18 protein-coding genes and 1 tRNA gene are annotated in these 18,384 nt (G+C 31.4%); 9 read left to right on the forward strand and 10 right to left on the reverse strand.

The features are described from left to right. Positions 1 to 14 precede the first annotated feature (14 nt). Genes Q4487_RS03240 through ribB form a run of 3 tightly spaced genes read left to right on the forward strand, consistent with a single transcriptional unit; the run spans position 15 to position 3,295 of the window. The gene (locus tag Q4487_RS03240) at positions 15 to 656 is read left to right on the forward strand and encodes an outer membrane lipoprotein carrier protein LolA (protein WP_303541795.1); all 642 of its coding nucleotides are present in this window, start codon (positions 15 to 17) and stop codon (positions 654 to 656) included. Between the two features lie 25 nt (positions 657 to 681). Beyond that, positions 682 to 2,175, forward strand: coding sequence for an LptF/LptG family permease (locus Q4487_RS03245; RefSeq protein ID WP_303541924.1), 1,494 nt, complete (start codon positions 682 to 684; stop codon positions 2,173 to 2,175). Further along, complete coding sequence (gene ribB, locus Q4487_RS03250; protein WP_100895837.1) at positions 2,165 to 3,295, forward strand: 3,4-dihydroxy-2-butanone-4-phosphate synthase; 1,131 nt, start codon at positions 2,165 to 2,167, stop codon at positions 3,293 to 3,295. Before Q4487_RS03245 ends, ribB begins: the two co-directional genes overlap by 11 nt. A gap of 80 nt (positions 3,296 to 3,375) precedes the next feature. Here the strand turns inward: ribB and Q4487_RS03255 are convergent, their stop codons facing one another. The 3 genes from Q4487_RS03255 to Q4487_RS03265 all read right to left on the reverse strand — a co-directional run bounded on the left by Q4487_RS03255 (position 3,376) and on the right by Q4487_RS03265 (position 6,047). Beyond that, entirely contained in the window at positions 3,376 to 4,569 is a 1,194-nt protein-coding gene (locus Q4487_RS03255; protein WP_303541793.1) for a DegT/DnrJ/EryC1/StrS aminotransferase family protein, read from the reverse strand. A 78-nt stretch (positions 4,570 to 4,647) separates the two neighbouring features. Then, positions 4,648 to 5,280, reverse strand: a complete 633-nt coding sequence (locus Q4487_RS03260) for a nitroreductase family protein (protein WP_303541791.1) — start codon at positions 5,278 to 5,280, stop codon at positions 4,648 to 4,650. 14 nt (positions 5,281 to 5,294) lie between these two features. After that, complete coding sequence (locus Q4487_RS03265; protein ID WP_303541922.1) at positions 5,295 to 6,047, reverse strand: sulfite exporter TauE/SafE family protein; 753 nt, start codon at positions 6,045 to 6,047, stop codon at positions 5,295 to 5,297. Between the two features lie 294 nt (positions 6,048 to 6,341). Between Q4487_RS03265 and Q4487_RS03270 the strand changes: the two genes are divergently transcribed. The 6 genes from Q4487_RS03270 to Q4487_RS03295 all read left to right on the forward strand — a co-directional run bounded on the left by Q4487_RS03270 (position 6,342) and on the right by Q4487_RS03295 (position 11,876). Beyond that, the gene (locus tag Q4487_RS03270) at positions 6,342 to 6,650 is read left to right on the forward strand and encodes a hypothetical protein (RefSeq protein ID WP_303541789.1); all 309 of its coding nucleotides are present in this window, start codon (positions 6,342 to 6,344) and stop codon (positions 6,648 to 6,650) included. 156 nt (positions 6,651 to 6,806) lie between these two features. Continuing rightward, the gene (locus Q4487_RS03275) at positions 6,807 to 9,170 is read left to right on the forward strand and encodes a TonB-dependent receptor (RefSeq protein ID WP_303541787.1); all 2,364 of its coding nucleotides are present in this window, start codon (positions 6,807 to 6,809) and stop codon (positions 9,168 to 9,170) included. Between the two features lie 28 nt (positions 9,171 to 9,198). Then, complete coding sequence (locus Q4487_RS03280; RefSeq protein WP_303541785.1) at positions 9,199 to 9,987, forward strand: DUF4625 domain-containing protein; 789 nt, start codon at positions 9,199 to 9,201, stop codon at positions 9,985 to 9,987. Positions 9,988 to 10,041: 54 nt separating this feature from the next. Then, the gene (locus Q4487_RS03285; protein WP_303541783.1) at positions 10,042 to 10,521 is read left to right on the forward strand and encodes a DUF4625 domain-containing protein; all 480 of its coding nucleotides are present in this window, start codon (positions 10,042 to 10,044) and stop codon (positions 10,519 to 10,521) included. Positions 10,522 to 10,614: 93 nt separating this feature from the next. Beyond that, a complete protein-coding gene (locus Q4487_RS03290; protein ID WP_100895830.1) occupies positions 10,615 to 10,995 on the forward strand; it encodes a Fur family transcriptional regulator in 381 nt (126 codons plus the stop codon). Between the two features lie 119 nt (positions 10,996 to 11,114). Continuing rightward, positions 11,115 to 11,876 carry an RDD family protein gene (locus Q4487_RS03295; protein ID WP_303541780.1) on the forward strand — a complete coding sequence of 254 codons (762 nt, stop codon included), beginning with the start codon at positions 11,115 to 11,117 and terminating at the stop codon, positions 11,874 to 11,876. A 115-nt stretch (positions 11,877 to 11,991) separates the two neighbouring features. On the opposite strand, the gene Q4487_RS03300 is transcribed toward Q4487_RS03295, so the two are convergent. From Q4487_RS03300 to Q4487_RS03330, 7 genes are all read right to left on the reverse strand, one after another. Then, positions 11,992 to 12,076, reverse strand: a tRNA-Ser gene (locus Q4487_RS03300). A gap of 155 nt (positions 12,077 to 12,231) precedes the next feature. Continuing rightward, positions 12,232 to 12,690: an RNA methyltransferase gene (locus Q4487_RS03305; RefSeq protein ID WP_303541778.1), complete on the reverse strand. Its 459-nt coding sequence runs from the start codon at positions 12,688 to 12,690 to the stop codon at positions 12,232 to 12,234. 116 nt (positions 12,691 to 12,806) lie between these two features. Next, complete coding sequence (locus Q4487_RS03310) at positions 12,807 to 13,832, reverse strand: hypothetical protein (protein WP_303541776.1); 1,026 nt, start codon at positions 13,830 to 13,832, stop codon at positions 12,807 to 12,809. 40 nt (positions 13,833 to 13,872) lie between these two features. Then, positions 13,873 to 15,684 carry an ATP-dependent endonuclease gene (locus Q4487_RS03315; protein ID WP_303541774.1) on the reverse strand — a complete coding sequence of 604 codons (1,812 nt, stop codon included), beginning with the start codon at positions 15,682 to 15,684 and terminating at the stop codon, positions 13,873 to 13,875. A gap of 425 nt (positions 15,685 to 16,109) precedes the next feature. Beyond that, the gene (locus Q4487_RS03320; RefSeq protein ID WP_072302358.1) at positions 16,110 to 16,331 is read right to left on the reverse strand and encodes a hypothetical protein; all 222 of its coding nucleotides are present in this window, start codon (positions 16,329 to 16,331) and stop codon (positions 16,110 to 16,112) included. 147 nt (positions 16,332 to 16,478) lie between these two features. Continuing rightward, positions 16,479 to 17,330, reverse strand: coding sequence for a universal stress protein (locus tag Q4487_RS03325; protein ID WP_303541771.1), 852 nt, complete (start codon positions 17,328 to 17,330; stop codon positions 16,479 to 16,481). Positions 17,331 to 17,472: 142 nt separating this feature from the next. Next, positions 17,473 to 18,318 carry a universal stress protein gene (locus Q4487_RS03330; RefSeq protein WP_303541770.1) on the reverse strand — a complete coding sequence of 282 codons (846 nt, stop codon included), beginning with the start codon at positions 18,316 to 18,318 and terminating at the stop codon, positions 17,473 to 17,475. Positions 18,319 to 18,384: the final 66 nt, after the last annotated feature.

The following is an 18,384-nucleotide window of genomic DNA, read 5'->3' on the forward strand; positions in this document are numbered from 1 at the left end:
ATAAATCATATAAAATGAGAAAATTAGGAGTTTTAGTATTCATATTAATAGCAAATGTATCTTTTGCGCAAAATTCCGAGAAAGCAAAAGCTTTATTAGATAAAGTTTATAATAAAGTAACTAGCTATGATAATATTTTTGTGGACTTTAAACACTCACTTAACAATAGTGAAGCCAATATAAACAGAGAAACAAGAGGAGACGTTACTTTACAAGGTGAAAAATACTTGTTTAACTACCTTGGTTCTATGCAATTGTTTGATGGTAAAAAAGTCTATACTGTTGTACCAGATAACGAAGAAGTGACTATTGAAGATAAGTCTAATGATGACAATGCAATGACACCTTCTAAAATGCTTACATTTTACAAATCTGGACATAATTATGCTTGGGATAAATTACAAACTGTAAACGGAAGAAAAATACAATACATTAAATTAATTCCGATAGACTCTAATTCTGAGATAAAATCTAGGCTTTTGGGTATAGATGTAGAAACAAAACACATCTACAACCTTATAGAAACTGGTGATAATGGTACAAAAACCACAATTACTGTTAATTCTTTTAAAACAAATCAAACTTTATCAAAAAGCTTATTTACTTTTGACCTTAAAAAGTACGAGGATGACGGGTACTATATCATAAGAAATTAAGCCATTGAAATTATTAGATCGTTACATTCTAACAAAGTTTCTTTTTAACTTTTTCAGTTCGTTTGCAATATTGATGTTAATCTTCATATTCCAAACGATCTGGTTGTATATAGGAGACTTAGCTGGTAAAGGACTAGACTTACTTATTATTGGTAAGTTTATTTTTTACTTTATGCCAAGTTTAGTAGATAAAGTATTGCCTTTAACGGTGGTGCTTTCTTCTATTTTAACCTTTGGTACTTTAGCAGAGAATTATGAGTTTGCCGCAATGAAAGCCTCGGGTATTTCTTTGCAGCGTGCAATGCGTACCATTGTGGTATTTGTTTTACTTTTAGGCACTGTTGCTTTTTTCTTTGCAAACAATGTTGCCCCTGCTGCTGCTCATAAAATTTACAACCTAAAACGAAACATAGGTAACGTAAAACCTGCCGCCATAATTGCTGAAGGTATTTTTAGTGATTTTGAAGGGATGAACATCAAGGTTGATAAAAAGTCTGGAGAAAACGATCGTTTTTTAGATAATATTATCATTCACAAAAAAACTAGAAATAATATTAGCAATGTAGTTATAAAAGCTAAAAAAGGTGAATTAGTTAGTAGTGAAGATTCTGATATTGTAAAACTTATACTAAAAGACGGTAACTATTATGAAGATGTGCAGTCTAAAAATAGTAAAACCAAGCAAAAAGTTCCGTTTGCTAAAGCTAAGTTTAACGAGTACATTATAAACATTGTACTTTCTATGGACAATCAGGATTTAGAAGAGGATCGTAATGTAGATACCGAAAAAATGAAAAAGGTATCTAGACTTATTGTAGACATAGATTCTATTAGAGAAGATAACATAAAAACTATAAAAGCTTTTTCTAAAAATATAATTAGTAGATCTGGCGCTTTTAAAGCTGATTTTGGATTTAAAAAGCCAAAACCTATGTTAGACGAGGCTTCTAAAGAAGAAGTTGCTGCTGTAGTAAAAGACAAAAAAGCCGAAAAGACTAATAAAGATACCATTGTTTATACTGGAGATATTGCAGCGTTGTATGAAGAGCCTATGCAAATGCAATTATATAACTCAGCACACAGTTCTACTACCAATGTATTAAGCTCTGTTACTGCCAGAAAAAAAGAATTAGTTATAAAATACCAACGTTACAACATACATATATTAGCCCTACATAGTAAATATGCATTGGCTTTTTCTTGTATCATTTTATTTTTTGTTGGTGCACCGTTAGGCGCTATTATTAGAAAAGGTGGTATGGGATTACCTATGGTAATTGCTATTGTACTTTTCTTGGCATACTACTTTTTAGGAGTATTTGTTGGTAACTCAGCTAAAGTTGGTAAAATACCACCAGCACTAGCTGCTTGGATCCCTACTTTAGTAATGCTACCTCTAGGTGTATTTTTAACCATAAGAGCAACAAATGATAAGGGCCTAATTTCTTTTGGCGATATTATTTACTTGATAAAAAAACAGTTTATTAAAAATTCCAAGACTAAAACTAATGGAAAATAAAATACAGTTAAATACAATTGAAGAAGCAATAGAAGACATCCGTAAAGGAAAAGTTATTATTGTTGTTGATGATGAAGATAGAGAAAATGAAGGTGATTTTGTAGCTGCTGCAGAAGCTGTTACTCCAGAGATGATAAACTTTATGGCTACTCACGGTCGTGGTTTAATTTGTGCTCCTTTAACAGAAGGTCGTTGTAAAGAATTAGGTTTACACGTAATGGTAACTAATAATACAGATCCTATGGAAACTGCTTTTACAGTATCTGTAGATTTAAAAGGTAGAGGCGTTACTACAGGAATTTCTGCAGGAGACAGAGCTGCAACTGTAAAAGCATTTACAGAGAACGATATAAAACCTCAAGATTTAGCAAGACCTGGACATATTTTTCCTTTAATTGCTAAAGAAGGTGGTGTTTTACGTAGAACAGGACATACCGAGGCTGCAATAGATTTTGCTCGTTTAGCTGGATTTAAGCCAGCTGGTGTTATTGTAGAAATAATGAACGAAGATGGTTCTATGGCTCGTTTGCCACAATTGATAGATGTTGCCAAAAAGTTTGACTTAAAAGTTGTTTCTATTGAAGCTCTTATTGCCTATAGAATGGAGCACGATAGTCTTATTGAAAAGAAAGAACAATTTACAATTGAAACTCGTTTTGGTGAATTTAGACTACACGCCTACCAACAAACAACTAATGACCAAATACATATTGCTCTTACAAAAGGTAGCTGGAATAAGGATGAACAAATACTTACGCGTATAAACTCTACCTTAGTAAATAATGATATTTTAGGTACGCTTACCAATAATCCAGATCAGAAATTGGAGGATATGTTTGCCGCTATTAATAAAGAAGGTAAAGGAGCTATGGTTTTTATTAACCAAGAATCTCAGTCTCTTAATTTATTAAATAGATTATCTCAGCTTAAAAAACTACAAGGGAACGGTTTAGTTAAAGCACCTAAAGTAGATATGGATAGTAGAGATTTTGGTGTTGGTGCACAAATATTACACGATTTAAATATTAGCAAAGTAAAACTACTAACTAATACTACGCAATCTAGACGTGTGGGTATTGTTGGTTATGGTTTAGAAATTATAGATTACGTTAAGTACTAATTAACTTAACTACAACAAATAAAAAATCCCTTAAAACTTAGTTTTAAGGGATTTTTCTATTTTTAATAATCTATACTAAATTATAATACAGATTTTATTGCTTTAACCATATTAGCAGCTCTTTGCTCTACTTCCTCATCAGTCCATCCTAATTTTACTAGACAAGAAATTGTTCTACTAATCCATTGGTCAGATTTAGAAAAGTCTGACTTGCTATAATCTGGCAGTTGCTCTTTAACCTCATTAGGTAGCTTACCTAAAGATGTTAAATTAGTTAAGTGAGCCCATTTTTTATAGTAATGCCAATTATTTGCATACCAGTAAAAACAAGCATCAACACTATTTTCACCTAAAGCTTTATGTGCTTTTTTAGTTAATTCTTCTGTTGGTAAAAATATAGATAAGAAAGAGTAATTTTCTTCTCCTCCTTCTGGTACAGCTCTAAAAGTTACTTCTGGTATTGTAGACAATGCATTACGTAAAATAGTATACGTTTTTTTCTGTATTGCTATAAATTCATCTAATCTTTGTACCTGAGCTACACCTACTGCTGCGTGTAATTCTGAAATTCTGTAGTTGTACCCTAAAAATGGGTGATCTTCTGCTCCCCTATCTTTACCTATGTGATCATGACCATGATCTGAGTAATGGTCTGCATTTTTATAATACTGCTCATTGTTAGTAATTACAGCACCACCTTCACCACAAGTTATTGTTTTTACATAATCAAAAGAAAAACATCCTAAATCTCCGTAACTACCTAAAGGTTTACCTTCATAAGTACCTCCAATTGCTTGGCAAGCATCTTCTAATAACAATAAATTATGTTTGTCACATATAGCTTTTAACGCACTTAAATTAGCCATAGAACCACACATATGCACAGGCATAACTACCTTTGTTTTTGGTGTAATTGCTTTTTCTACCGCTTCTGGATCTAAGGTTAACGTATTATCTACATCAACTAAAATAGGAACAGCTCCTAATGCTAAAATAGACTCAAAACTAGCAACAAAAGTAAATGTTGGCATAATTACTTCGTCTCCTGCACCAATACCTGCACTAGCCAATGCAACTGTTAAAGCTGCAGTACCACTACTTACCAATTGTGCATAACCTACTTCCATTCTTTTAGTTAAGGCTTCCTCTAGCTCTAATGCCTTCCATTGGTCGCCACGCATACCGTCAAAACCATAACGCATTAAAACACCTGAGTCTAGTACCTTTTGTACTTCTGCTCTTTCCTTATCTCCAAAAAATTCAAATCCTGGCATATTGTATATTTTTCTTATTTTTTAATCTTAACAACGCTATTATAAAATAGCTTCAATAGAACTGTAAAGTTAGTAATTTTAGGCTATTTCTATCACACTTTCTACAGTCTCTTTACGTACTTTTTTAAAGGTAGAAAACACATCGTCATCTGCTCTTATACCTATTGGCATAACCAACACAGAAGCCAAATTTAGCTTATCTAATCCTAATAGTGTATCATATTCTGCAGGTACAAAGCCCTCCATTGGGCAAGCATCTACTTCTACCGCAGCACAAACAGTTAACAAGTTTCCTAAAATAAGGTAAGCCTGATTAATTGCCCAATGTGCTATTTCTTGCTCATTTTTTTTACTAAAACTAGCTGTTAATTGTTCTTTAAACGGATCTAAAATATCAGAACTAGTACCTCTTACTTGTTGTACTCGTTTAAAATAATTAGCTATATAAGCAGAGCTTATTTCAGTTTCTCTACATAAAACCAATACGTGGGACGCCTGCGATACTTGCTGTTGCTTGTATGAACTTGCTGCCAACTGCTGCTGTAACGCTTTGTTTTTAACAACAACCATTTTTATAGGTTGTAAACCATATGATGTAGCTGTTAAGTTAAAAGCTTCTTTTATTGCTTCTATTTTTGCATCTGATAGTACAATATCTTCATTAAACTTTTTAACAGCGTAACGCCATTCTAACTTTTTAATAATCTCCATTTTCATCAATTGTATTAAAAAAACCAAAGTTTAACAGCCATAACAACAATCATTAGCATTAAAAACTTTTTTATAAATCCGTCTCCCCTAGCTACAGAAACTCTACTTGCTACCCAAGCACCAGAACCATTACCTATTGCCAAAACAAGACCTATTTCCCAAATTATTTTATCATAATATATAAAAACCGCAAGCGCCGCTAAAGTATAGATTAAAACTACCGCTACTTTTGTTGCGTTGGCACGTACTAAGGTCATACGGTTGGCATAATGTAAAAACAGAATAACTATAAAACCTAAACCTGCATTAATAAAACCGCCATAAATACCAAAAAAGAAAAAGGCTATTACTCCAATCCACAAGTATTTACCTGTAATACGCTCGTGTATATCTTCGGTTTTTAATTTTGGTTTAAAAATAATGATGAGCAATACAACCATCATTACTACAGCTAAAATTCTATTAAAAGTTTCACCGCTTACCTCTACAGCTATATTTGCGCCAACTATAGAACCCAACATTGCAGATATACCTAAGTAAATATTAAACGGAAAAGTACTTACACCTTTACTTTTAAAACCTGCAACACCTAAGACAGACTGTATAGCTACTGCAACCCTATTGGTACCATTTGCTATACTAGGTGGCACACCAAAAAATATTAATACTGCCAATGAAATTAAGGATCCTCCACCTGCAACTGTATTAATAAATCCTACTGCAAAACCAACTACAATTAATAGTAGGTAATGATACCATTCTTCCATAGCGTGCAAAAATACGGTTTTATAGTGTTTTTATATAACTTTTGGATTATTAGTGATTTTTAACCGTAAAACTGATCAAAAAACACATTATTACAGCCAATAATACTTTTATATCTATTCTTCAAAAAGTACTATAAACACTTAATATATTAGAAATATGCTACTTAGTTTTTGCTCCATACTTTTTAAAATTTTTATTATTGCGCTTTAGTTGCATTAAAATAAAATAATAATATATTTGCACTCAGTTAACGCAACATAGTTGTAATATAAAAGTATTGTTTGTAGTAATTTATGAAATTACATCAGTTTAAAAATAGCATTACATATTTGTTACTTGCCCTTTTCTTTACAATGAAAATAGCAGGACTACACTCTATAACTCACTTAGACAATCATGATGAGCATACAGACTGTGCTATTTGCGACTTTATAACTGTACAAAACAATACTCCCATCCTTTCTGTAAACTTTACTTTTACAGAAGTTTGTAAGCTAAAACCTATTTTAGCACAAAAAATTACTAAAGGTTACAATGTTTACTTTTCTAACCCAGATAGTAGTGTTCAGTTATTTTGTAGACCTCCTCCGCCTTACTGCTAATTGTCTTTTATAGTTGTGTGATTATTTTGTAATTGAGCTAGTTTGCTTTGTTACAACGCTAACCTTATGAATGTTAAACTACACATAAAACTATAGACATATTTATTAGTTAAATAACATTATAACAATACATAACAGCTAATTATGCTTTATAAAATGCTGAGTATATGCTTATTTATTAGTATGTGCTCTACTGCAACAGCGCAAAATTCTTTTAAGATAAAAGGATCTGTGCTAGATGCCAATACCTTAAAACCTATAGAAGGTGCTAATATTACGGGTAATAATTTATTTGCCGTTTCTTCTTCTACAGGAGAGTTTATTATTAAAAACAACAAAAAACAAACTAGTTCTATTACTATATCTCACGTAGGTTATGCTTCAGAAACTGTTACTATTAATTTAAAAAATAATGCTAACAAACACATTAAAGTACTTTTAAAAGAGTCTTCTACCGTTTTAAATGAAGTAGCAGTTACAGGAAAAACTAAACGTAGAAAAGCAAAAGAATCTCCAATAGTTACACATATAGTTAGCAAAGAATTTCTAGATAAAAATAGAGAAAACAGTCTTATGCAGACTTTAAGTAAAATACCTGGTGTTAGTACTATAAATATTGGTTCTGGACAAAGTAAACCCGTTATAAGAGGGCTTGGTTTTAATAGAGTTTCTGTGGTGCAAAACGGTATTAAACACGAGGCTCAACAATGGGGTAACGACCACGGACTTGAAATAGACCAACAAGGAATTGAAAACATACAAATTATTAAAGGTCCGGCTTCATTACTTTTTGGGTCAGATGCTATTGCAGGCGTTGTTAATATTCAACCAAATAAAATACCATTACAAAACTCTTTTAATGGCGAGCTAAATATTCTTGGAGAAAGTAATAACGACTTACTTGGTGTATCTGTAGGCTTAACATCTAGAAAAGAAAAATGGTTTTATCGTACAAGATTAACATTTAGAGATTATGGTGACTATAAAGTACCTACATCTAAAATTAATTATGAAAATTACATTTTTGAACTTCATAAAAATAATTTAAGAAACACTGCTGGTAAAGAGGCCAATGCCAGTGTTAGTATTGGTTACGTTGCAGATAATATAAAAACAGAAACGCTATTTAGCAATGTAAATGCCAAAAACGGATTTTTTGCAAATGCGCATGGTTTAGAGGTTAGAACATCTAAAATAGATTATGATACCTCTAACAGAGATATAGATTTACCCTACCACAAGGTAAATCATTTTAGGGTTAGCAATAACACTACTGTAAACACAGGTGAACATATTTTACATTTTGATTTAGGTTTTCAGAACAACAAAAGAGAAGAACACTCAGAACCTATTCCGCATGGGTATATGCCTAAACCACCAAATACTAAAGAACGTGTTTTTACTAAAAATACCTACACTTTAAATGCCAGAGATGCATTTAACATTCATAACAAACACCATATGGTAATGGGTGTAAATATGGAACTGCAAAACAACACTATTGGTGGTTGGGGATTTTTAATTCCTAAATATAATCGTTTTACTGTTGGTGCTTTTGGGTATGATCAGTTTAAAATTAATTCTAATTTACACCTACTAGCTGGTGCACGTTATGACTATGGCATTATAGACACTAAAGCGTATTATGATTGGTTTCCTTCTACTGTAAAAAACAATGATGGCTCTAACTCCCAAGAATATTTACAACGCTCTAAAAACAAAAGTTTAAACTTTAATAACTTAAGTGCTTCTGTTGGTCTTAGCTACATTAACAACAATACAACTTACAAAATAAACCTTGGTAAAAGCTTTAGGATGCCACTAGCTAACGAGTTGGCATCAGACGGTGTTAATTATCATATGTATAGGTTTGAGAAAGGAAATTTAGATTTAAAACCAGAGGTAGCTTATCAACTAGACTTAGATATAAATCATACTAAAAAACAATTTAGTTTAGGCATTAGCCCTTTTATTAATTTATTTGAGAACTACATATACTTAAATCCAACCTCAAATTATTTTGAAACATTACAAATTTACGAATACACACAAAGCAAAGTTTTTAGGTTTGGCGGAGAATTTAATGCAAGTACCACAGTTATAAAAAATGTAACACTAAGCGCATCTGCAGAATATGTGTACTCTAGGCAAACTAGTGGGTTAAAAAAAGATTTTACACTCCCTTTTTCACCTCCATTATCTGGTCTATTTTCTGCCTCTTATCAATTTAAAGATTTTTCATTTTTTAAAAGACCTCTAATCTCTGTAGATTATAGAATTACTGCAGCACAAGAAGAAATTGTACCTCCAGAGCAGACTACAGACGGTTACAATGTGCTGCATATGTCGTTTACATCAAAAATGAACATTTTTAAAAACAGTGCTCCAGTAGATTTAAGATTAAAATTAAATAACGTATTCAATACCAAATATTACAATCACACTAGTTTTTATAGGCTGATAGATGTTCCTGAAGCTGGTAGAAACATTTCGGTGTCATTAACAATTCCATTTAAATAAATACAAACAACAATTAAAATTAAAAAAAATGAAAACAAACATTAAAAAGGCAAATTTTAAATTTTTAGCAATCGTTGCTTTTCTAGGACTCTTTTTACAATCATGTAGTAGTGATGATGATTCTAATGCTTTAAATGCTCCTTTAATTACAGATTTTGAGTATGGCGAAGGTGGTGACCATTCTACAGAACAGTACGTTTATAGAAGTTCTGACATTCATTTAGAAGCAAAAATTAATGCAGAAGCTACTGTAAAAAGTATTGCTATTAGCATTCATGCACACGACTTAGAAGTTGGTGAAGGTGAAGAAGAATGGGATTTTGAAAAAGTATATACTGGTGCAAACTACCAAGTAATTAATCCTACATTTCATGAGCACATAGATGTACCATCTAATGTACCTGCTGGTGAGTACCACATAGAGTTAGTTGTTACAGATGAAGAAGGAAATAGCACTGAAGTAGAAGGTCATATAGATATTAAAGATCCTATTGCTTTAAGTGATATCTCTTTAGATGCAAGCGTTGCTAGAGGAAAGGATTTTCATGCAGAATTTATGATTAATGCTGTAAACGGCATACATAATATTACTGTAGATATACACGCTCACGGTCTTACTCTTAAAGACGGTGAAGAAGAATGGGATTTTGAAAAAGAATACTTAGAAAAATACCATGAAAAAACTGAAGCTGAATTTCATGAGCATATAGACGTGCCTGCTACTGCACCTGCTGGCGAGTATCATATGGTTTTTACTGTTGAAGATGAAGACGGTAACACCAAAAAGTACGATACACATATTGATGTAACTGAATAATAAAAAATACCGCATAGAGGGTTTTTCTCTATGCGGTTTTAAAAATTCTGAAAAATGAAAATTAAATTAAAATATTTCTTCTTTTTACCATTATTAGCTATTATTTCTTCTTGTTCTAGTGATGATAGTAGTGATAAAGATGAAGAAAAACCAACAATTAGTATTAATTACACTCAAGGTTTTCCGCAACCGTGTGTGCAATTAGTAAAAGGAGAAACCTATAGTTTTAGAGCTCAGGTTACAGACAACAAAGCTTTGGCTTCTTATAGTTTAGATATTCATAATAATTTTGATCATCATACCCATGATGACCAAGAGGGAGAATGCAATTTAGATCCTATTAAAGATCCCGTAAACCCTTTTATTTATATGGAAAACTTTACGGTTCCTGAAGGTTCTACCAGTTATGAAATAAACGTGAGCTTAACAATTCCGGACGATATTGATACGGGTGATTACCACTGTGCTTACTCTGTAACAGACCAAACAGGTTGGCAATCTAGAACCTCTATAGACATAAAAATAGTAGATTAATTTTACCGTTAAGTAGTACAATGCTAGGTGTTAATTAAGTTAAAACTAAGCAGATTCTTTTTTTTTGCATTCCAGTTGCATTATTTTTGTACTATGGGTATTGTAAGAAAAACAAAGTCGGTTAAAATATTACACGATGAATTTGATAAAAGTTCAGCTGCAATTTCTGTAACTACTTTAATTGAGCGTTTTAGTGCTCAAATGAATAAAACTACTATTTATCGTGTTTTAGATAAGTTTGAAGATGATGGTTATTTACATTCATTTTTAGGCAAAAACGGTCATAAATGGTACGCAAAATGTAATGGATGTTCATCTAGCAATCATTCAGATGCGCACCCACATTTTCAATGTTCTAACTGTGGTAAGGTAGATTGCCTGCCTGCAGATGTTGTAATACCTAAAATACCTAACAGGGTTGTAGATGTTTCACAAGTACTTTTACAAGGTAAGTGCGAGCAGTGCCATACATAAACACAAAACATAACTTATAATTCTAAAAAAAAGAGGTAATTGTCATTATCTCTTTTTTTAGTTTTAAATAGTTTATACATTTACTAGCATACCCAATCATAAATAATAGCCACCAACCGATGAATCAAAATTTAGAAAACACGTATAATTTATCTAGCAGAAAAAGAAGAATAGTTGCATTTGCTATTGATCACTGTTTATTCACATTTTTAATTGTAAGTATTGTTTTTTTATCACTTGGGTCGGATTTTATAAACGAAACCAATTTTAGTAACATTTTGTTTAAGATGCTACCATCTATGGTTATTGGTTTATTAATTTACTTTTCAAAAGATACTATAAAAGGTATTAGTCCTGGTAAATGGATCATGGGAATTATGGTTCGTGATGAAAATAACCCCTCTGAGGTTCCTTCTTTTGGAAGGTTATTAACTAGAAACTTATTTTTAGTTATTTGGCCAGTAGAATTTATAGTTCTTGCTACCAATCAAAATAAAAAAAGATTAGGAGATAAAACAGCAAAAGCAATTGTAGTTAAAAACCCTAACAAACCATCAAAACTACCAAGAATAATAGCATTAGTAGCAACAGGATTTACCTTTTTTATATTTATATTTTTCTTTGTTGGCTCTGTAATGAAAAACTCTGACGCTTATAAGGTTGCTATTATTGAAATTGAAAAAAATGAAGAAATACAATCTGAAACCGGAGGCATAAAAGACTATGGTATGATGCCAACAGGGAGCATTAATATGACTAACGGCTATGGTGAGGCTCTACTAGGAATAAAAGTAATTGGCAATGATAAAGATATTAATGTAGATGTTTACCTAACTAAAGAGAGTAATGGCGAATGGGAACTAATAGAGCTTAGTAAATAATATTAAAAAAATACTATCCCTCTTACGGCATTTTGCAAATGCCTATATCTTAAAATCAAAAAAACCGCTAGAGTAAACTCTGCGGTTTTTTGTTTTCAAGCTTTGCGCTTGTTTGCGGAGAAAGAGGGATTCGAACCCCCGGAGGTGTGACCCTCAATAGTTTTCAAGACTACCGCATTCGACCACTCTGCCATTTCTCCAAGTGTCTCATAAGGTTATTCCCTTATTGCGGGTGCAAATATAAGAACCTTTTTTTATTCTATAAAACTATTTTGTGCTTTTTTCTGTAATTTTTATTGGCATATTAGATAACTCTTTGTTTCTTAAAAAATTAGACCCTAAAAAAAATTACAAATTAACTTCTTGGCTTATCAAGTTGTCTGTCATAAAGTACAATACTGCCCGCAACTGCTACATTTAAACTTAAGGTAGACTTAAATTTTACTAAAAAGTGCGACTCCTCTATGGCTTCTTTGCTTAAACCGTGATCTTCTGCTCCTAGTAAGTACACACAGCGTCTAGGATGCTCAAAGGTTTCTAAATCTATCGCAGTATCATCTAGCTCCACTCCTACTATTCTGGTGCCTACAGGAATGTTATTTTTAAAATCCTTAAACGTATTGTAATGGTAATACGGTATAGATTTTACCGCATTGTGTGTATCACAGGCTTGTTTTGCATACCTGTTTCCTATGGTAAAAATAAAACTAGCCCCTAAGTTTTGTGCTGTACGCCATAAAACGCCTAAATTTTCTGGTGTTTTACCGTTTTGTATGCCTATACCAAAGTATTCATTCACAAAATTATCATTCATACTGCAAAAATATTAAACTTTTGCTGTATTAATAACCAAAAGCAATAGTAGTACATTCAATAAAAACTTTTTTAATATTGCTTCTGTGAATTTACTCATTTGTATGATTAAAAACATTAATCCTCTAAATACAAAACTCTCCTTTGTGATATATTGGGAACTTTAACTTCTCTAATTCCTGTTTCTTGTTTATAGATAATTGCAGCGATACTTACTAAAACATTAATTCCATGCATATTGTCCGGGTTTTTAATACCAAGATACATTTGCTCTGAAAAACTGTTATTTACTTCTACATTTGCAGCTATAATATTCTCTCTTGTCCCTATTAATATATGATGGTAAGCTTTTTTGTTTAAAAAGAGACTATTATTATCAAAATTTAATAAATATATATCGCAATAATCTGCTCCAGGAGGAGTTGAAATCTGGTCTATAGCAAATTCTAAGCTTCCTGAACTGTCAACTAACCTAGTTAAATCTGCAACCAAATTTATTTGTTCAGAAGTACTCTCTATAACATTATTATCCCTAAAAGATGATACCGAATAATACCATTTAACTGTATTAGCTGGTAATACAAAAGGTAAAGAAACTCTAGACTTACCGCCTTTAAACATTGCATTAGAACCGCTATTCACATAAAAATGCTGATTTTTTGTAATTTCTTTTACTTTATACTCTTCACTTTTAACATAACTTTCTTTCTTTACTGTATACGTTGTATCTAGAACAGTACGCTCTTTTACCGTTGTATTAAATGATATTAGGTCTTTAGAAATTGGTATCCTATCAATTTTTAATTTACAAATACGTCTTGCCAAGGATGTACTCTCAAACTTGAATATGTATATACCTGTCCTTTTTATTGTAATTTCTTTATTATTAATAGAAACTAAATTAAAATCAGAAAAGATACTAGATCCATTATATTCAAAAACTGTAAAGTTTTTTAGCTTTTTGCCTCTCTCTTCAGAATAATTAATTATTACTTTATCTCCTTCTGCAAACCCATAAGCAAGTTGATGAATAGACATTGGTTGAATTCTAAAATTTAAATCCACAACATTAATTGGTGTTGTTTCTGCTTGTAATTGAATAGAAAATGTAAGTAATAGTAGAAGTAAGTAATTTTTTTTCAATTTGATTATTTTATTTGTGCGTTAATAAATTATTTATATATTAAAAAGGTAAATCATTATCATCTTCTACTAATTCTTCTTGAACATTATCTTTTAACCCTAAAAAGACTTCAAGGCTTTCTGGGAACAAATTTTCATGAAAAATAAATCTATCTGAATTTAACAACTCCCAAATTGCAAGACTACTTTTGTCATTAGAATCATAACCAATCACGCTTTCTAATTTCTTAACGTTAAAATGAATCTTATCAATACCTGCATCTTTTATTAAATTATAGTTAGTAGTAATCATTGCCTTTTTATCGCTTCCTGTATAGATTGAATCAGCTTTTAATAAGTCTAGCGTTAAAAAGCTTGAAATATCATCAATAGATAATTCGTCTGCTTCAAAATCCCAATCGTTAATTACAAAATAATCGACTTTAAAGTGTTTGCATAATTCAATCAAATAGTTTGCTGTAGCTTTTCCGTGATGGCAGACAATTGCAATATTCTCAAAATTCATAAAAGTATCTGCATGCCTTACTTTATTTAGAATTGCTTCATTATCTGCTATAAACTCTAAAACCTTTTGTTTTATAGCATATTTATACACTAAAACATCATTTGGTCCTTCAACCAGAATGACTTTTTTACTAAATAAAATCTTGCTTAAATTAGGTTCAATGGTTTTAATAAACTCATTGTACTTTGAGTAATTAATAGGTTCACCTGTCACTTCATCTTCAGTAATTACATCAAAGTCGTCTAGGGTGTTATATTTTTTAACCGTTTGGTTGTTCTCATTAATCTCCAATCTAATTAATCCTTTGGTATCAAAAGGGTTTATCATTTTATCAGAATGTGTTGTGTAAATGACTTGATGGTCATTTTCTGCTAATCCACACAAGACTGTTTTATAAAAATATTCCTGATGATTTTCATGCAGAAAACTTTCAGGTTCTTCAAATAAAAACAGGCATTTATCATTGTCATTAAATTCTGAAATAGACTGAACCACAGCCATTACAAACATTGATATATATCCATCACCAAAATGACTTATAGGCACTTGATTTTCTACATCACCATTTAAACCAACCTTAAACAACATTTTTAAGAAAATATCGTGATAATTAGGCAGACCAAAACTTACTGAACAATCATCGTTACGAAGATTGCTTGAATAATTTTTCTTAATAAGACTTATAAACCTATTTAACTCTGAATCTTCTAAAACCTTATCTGTACTGGCTTGTACTTCTTCTTCAAATTCGGCTTTTTTGTCATTCATTGGGACATCAGAATCTACAATCTTTTTTATGTGTTTCGCTAAAAAAGACCTTAAGTTTCCCCAACTTGTTTTATTGGTATTTATTTCTTCTTTAATTTTATGGAAATTGATATAGAAGATATTGAAGTATCTAGTTGCTCCAAATGCATCATAATTTATATCGTCCTTTGGTGCGCCATCATAACCTTGAATTTGTGCCAATCCATTTAAGGATTCAATTTTACTACCTTCAATTTCCTCTCCATCAACAAACATTTTTAAACGATGATAACCCGTTAAACTTGCAAACTTTTCACCATCAAACTTTTGTTCTCTAGTACTGGTTGCATTTAGAAGTATAAAAGGCACATTATCCATATCTCTATTATGGAAATCATCTTGCGAAAACGTATCCTTTGAAACAAAATTAACTTGCAAACCATATAAAATAGCGTTCAACAAATTTGTTTTACCACAATTATTATAACCAACAATAGCAACTGGCTTTTTATAAGTAGCATCTGGAAACACAAAGTTTTGTCTATCTTTAAATGAGCGATAATTTTCTACTGATATGGCATTAATTCTGATTTCTGACATGTATTTTTCAGTTTGTATTCTACAATAGAAAAAATCTTTCTATCTAATTTTAATAATTAAAAGATATAAACGTTTTGTTATAATTCGTAAATATCCTAAAAAACAATATACTTTTTTTACGCTTTTCCGTAATGCTCTCAAAAAAAAGTAAATCTACGTTACGCCATATTAACTACCGATATTCAAATTAATAACAACTGTAATTACAAACGCAGATACATTATAATTTTAGGTAAGTAATGTAATTCTATTTTATGTAAAACAAGACTACTAATGTATAAATGGGTACAAATACTTTATAGTTGGGAGTCTTAAACTCTTAATTGTAATTTTTACATATAAAAAACTACTAAACCATAGTTTAAAACATAAAAAAAGCCATTACAATGGTTTGCAATGGCTTTTTTTAGTGTCTAATATTTTTATTACTCTACAATTTCGTAATCTATATCTAATTTACGCAATGCTCTTAGGGCAGAGCCTGTATTTTTATCTTCTATTTCTATGTCTACAGCATCGCCTTCTAAAAGTATTTCTGTTAGCTCATTGGCTAAGGAGTTATCTGTTGCAGAAATTTCTGTTATGCATTTGGCTATAGCTCTTTTGTCTGGTCTTTGAGCATCACAGGATAATAGGTTTATTTTCATAATTGTGCTTTATAATTGTACCGGGTATACTTAGTGTTTGTGTGTTGTACACAATTTAGGCAATAAAAACCCAAATTAAGGATATACTTGGCTATTAAACACAAAAAAGCCCAAAAAGGGCTTTTAAACTAAATATATGGGGTTGCTTTAGTTTATTAAATTATGCAATGCTAGTATGGGCACATTGGTGTTGTTACCTAGGTCTTTTACCATAGGATTAGAAAATATACTACCAAAAAAATTGTGTTTTTTATTTACAAAGGCTATTAAACCGCTATCTCTACTTTGCACAAAAGACCGTACGCCATTGTGTAGGTTTTGGCTGTATAATTTATGGTGTGTAAATGTTGTTGGTTTTAGTATTGTATTTAATAGTGCTTTGTTTTCTATTTGTTTATTACTAAAATCTAAGTTTTTCTGTATATATAATACGCGTATTGGTGCATTGGTTAGGCTTGCAATTTCTACCAAAGTTGCCAACTCTGCCTTAGTATATGTTGTTTTAAAACTGGTAGGAAATACAATTTCTGATGGTGCTTTGTATGCAATATGCCCCGGAATGGCTAGTACTGGGCAAGCCCTAACTTTTTCCATAGTTACTACGGCATTACTACCTAAAATTAGGTGTTTGCTATCTGTTTCTCCTCTTGTACCCATTACTACCAATGCAATATTATTGCTTTTTATGGTCTCTTTTATGTTGTCTGTGAGGTCGCCAATTTTTATAAGATACTTAAAAGTATGGTTGGTGTTTGTAACGCTAAACGGAGGTTGTTTTTTTAATTCTTCCATTTTTACTGCTGCTGCTTCTTTTGCTGCCGCTAAAGTTTGGTCTACATTATCTAAACTTAAAAGGTTGCTTTTGGCATAACCTGGTACGTAGCAAGAATGTAGTATAAAAAACTCGCATTGCTCTTCTTTATAAAGCTGAATTGCATAGTGTATTGCGTTATTAGAATTTGCCGAAAAATCTGTAGGTAATAGTATCTTTTTTTTCATAACAACTGGTTTTTAAATGGTTAAAATTTCAAATTCGTGGTGCTGTAAAACACTGTGGTATACGTGTTTACTGTTTTTAAGCCTTAAACACATCAACCTATAAAAAAACAAACCTATTTTTATAATTACTAGTTATAAACTACTAACGACTAAGGTTTTGTAATACCAAAAATGGTATTTTAATTTGCAACCCTATTTCTTCTATAGTAGAACTGTAAAGTATGTTTTCTAGGTATGAGTGTCTGCGGTTTACCATTACTAACATATCTATTTTTTCTGCTGCTATGGTGTTATTTATGCTTGCTGTTATATCTGTACCAGAGGTTTTTAAATTGGTACAGGTATTGTCTTTAAATGTGGCGTCTAAAAACATTTTATTGTCTAACTGCCTGTGTGATGATGGTTTAAAATCTGACACATACAAGAAGTTTACCGTTGCACTGTAGTTTTTTGCCAAGGTACTTAGCAACTTTAACTCTCTGCGTTTATACGCCAGCATATAATCTGTAGGAAAAAGTATGTTTTTAGGATACTCTCTGTGGTATGCTACCGGTACTGCTAAAACCGGACATTCTACATATTTTATAACTTGCAATGTATTGCTACCAAAAGTTATATTGCGGTTGTTTGTTTTGCCCTTTGTGCCCATTACAACCAAGTCTGCATTTTGTTGTTCTACAATTTGGTTTATTTCATCTACCAAGCTACCAAAGCAAGAGACATAAGTGTATTTGTGTTTTGGGTTAGGAGATGCTTCTAATATATCTGCAACTTCTTTTTGTAATGCTGTTTCTATTTTTTGTTGATAGGCATTTTTGTACTCCTCAAAATCTTCTCTATCTAACGTGGTTGTGTTTTTATATACTTCGTCTGCAAAGGCGTGTATTATTGTTATTTGGCTAATATCATGCTTAAATAAATGTATGGCATACATTATGGCATTCATAGCTGTTTCTGAAAAATCTGTGGGAATAACTATTTTTTTCATTGTAGAGCGTTTTTTAATTACACTCTAATGTAACCTCTAAATACCAGATATAAAATGACTTATATC

Origin of the sequence: Cellulophaga sp. 3_MG-2023 (genome assembly GCF_030546975.1) — a bacterium.
Classification (GTDB): Bacteria; Bacteroidota; Bacteroidia; order Flavobacteriales; family Flavobacteriaceae; genus Cellulophaga.

Excerpts from the sequence above, each read along its gene's own strand:
- Q4487_RS03280 (WP_303541785.1), top strand. The coding sequence starts at position 9,199 with ATGAAAACAAACATTAAAAAGGCAAATTTTAAATTTTTAGCAATCGTT.
- Q4487_RS03330 (WP_303541770.1), bottom strand. The coding sequence starts at position 18,318 with ATGAAAAAAATAGTTATTCCCACAGATTTTTCAGAAACAGCTATGAAT.
- ribB (WP_100895837.1), top strand. The coding sequence starts at position 2,165 with ATGGAAAATAAAATACAGTTAAATACAATTGAAGAAGCAATAGAAGAC.
- Q4487_RS03265 (WP_303541922.1), bottom strand. The coding sequence starts at position 6,047 with ATGGAAGAATGGTATCATTACCTACTATTAATTGTAGTTGGTTTTGCA.
- Q4487_RS03290 (WP_100895830.1), top strand. The coding sequence starts at position 10,615 with ATGGGTATTGTAAGAAAAACAAAGTCGGTTAAAATATTACACGATGAA.
- Q4487_RS03240 (WP_303541795.1), top strand. The coding sequence starts at position 15 with ATGAGAAAATTAGGAGTTTTAGTATTCATATTAATAGCAAATGTATCT.
- Q4487_RS03315 (WP_303541774.1), bottom strand. The coding sequence starts at position 15,684 with ATGTCAGAAATCAGAATTAATGCCATATCAGTAGAAAATTATCGCTCA.
- Q4487_RS03305 (WP_303541778.1), bottom strand. The coding sequence starts at position 12,690 with ATGAATGATAATTTTGTGAATGAATACTTTGGTATAGGCATACAAAAC.
- Q4487_RS03255 (WP_303541793.1), bottom strand. The coding sequence starts at position 4,569 with ATGCCAGGATTTGAATTTTTTGGAGATAAGGAAAGAGCAGAAGTACAA.
- Q4487_RS03275 (WP_303541787.1), top strand. The coding sequence starts at position 6,807 with ATGCTGAGTATATGCTTATTTATTAGTATGTGCTCTACTGCAACAGCG.
- Q4487_RS03270 (WP_303541789.1), top strand. The coding sequence starts at position 6,342 with ATGAAATTACATCAGTTTAAAAATAGCATTACATATTTGTTACTTGCC.
- Q4487_RS03325 (WP_303541771.1), bottom strand. The coding sequence starts at position 17,330 with ATGAAAAAAAAGATACTATTACCTACAGATTTTTCGGCAAATTCTAAT.
- Q4487_RS03285 (WP_303541783.1), top strand. The coding sequence starts at position 10,042 with ATGAAAATTAAATTAAAATATTTCTTCTTTTTACCATTATTAGCTATT.
- Q4487_RS03295 (WP_303541780.1), top strand. The coding sequence starts at position 11,115 with ATGAATCAAAATTTAGAAAACACGTATAATTTATCTAGCAGAAAAAGA.
- Q4487_RS03260 (WP_303541791.1), bottom strand. The coding sequence starts at position 5,280 with ATGGAGATTATTAAAAAGTTAGAATGGCGTTACGCTGTTAAAAAGTTT.
- Q4487_RS03320 (WP_072302358.1), bottom strand. The coding sequence starts at position 16,331 with ATGAAAATAAACCTATTATCCTGTGATGCTCAAAGACCAGACAAAAGA.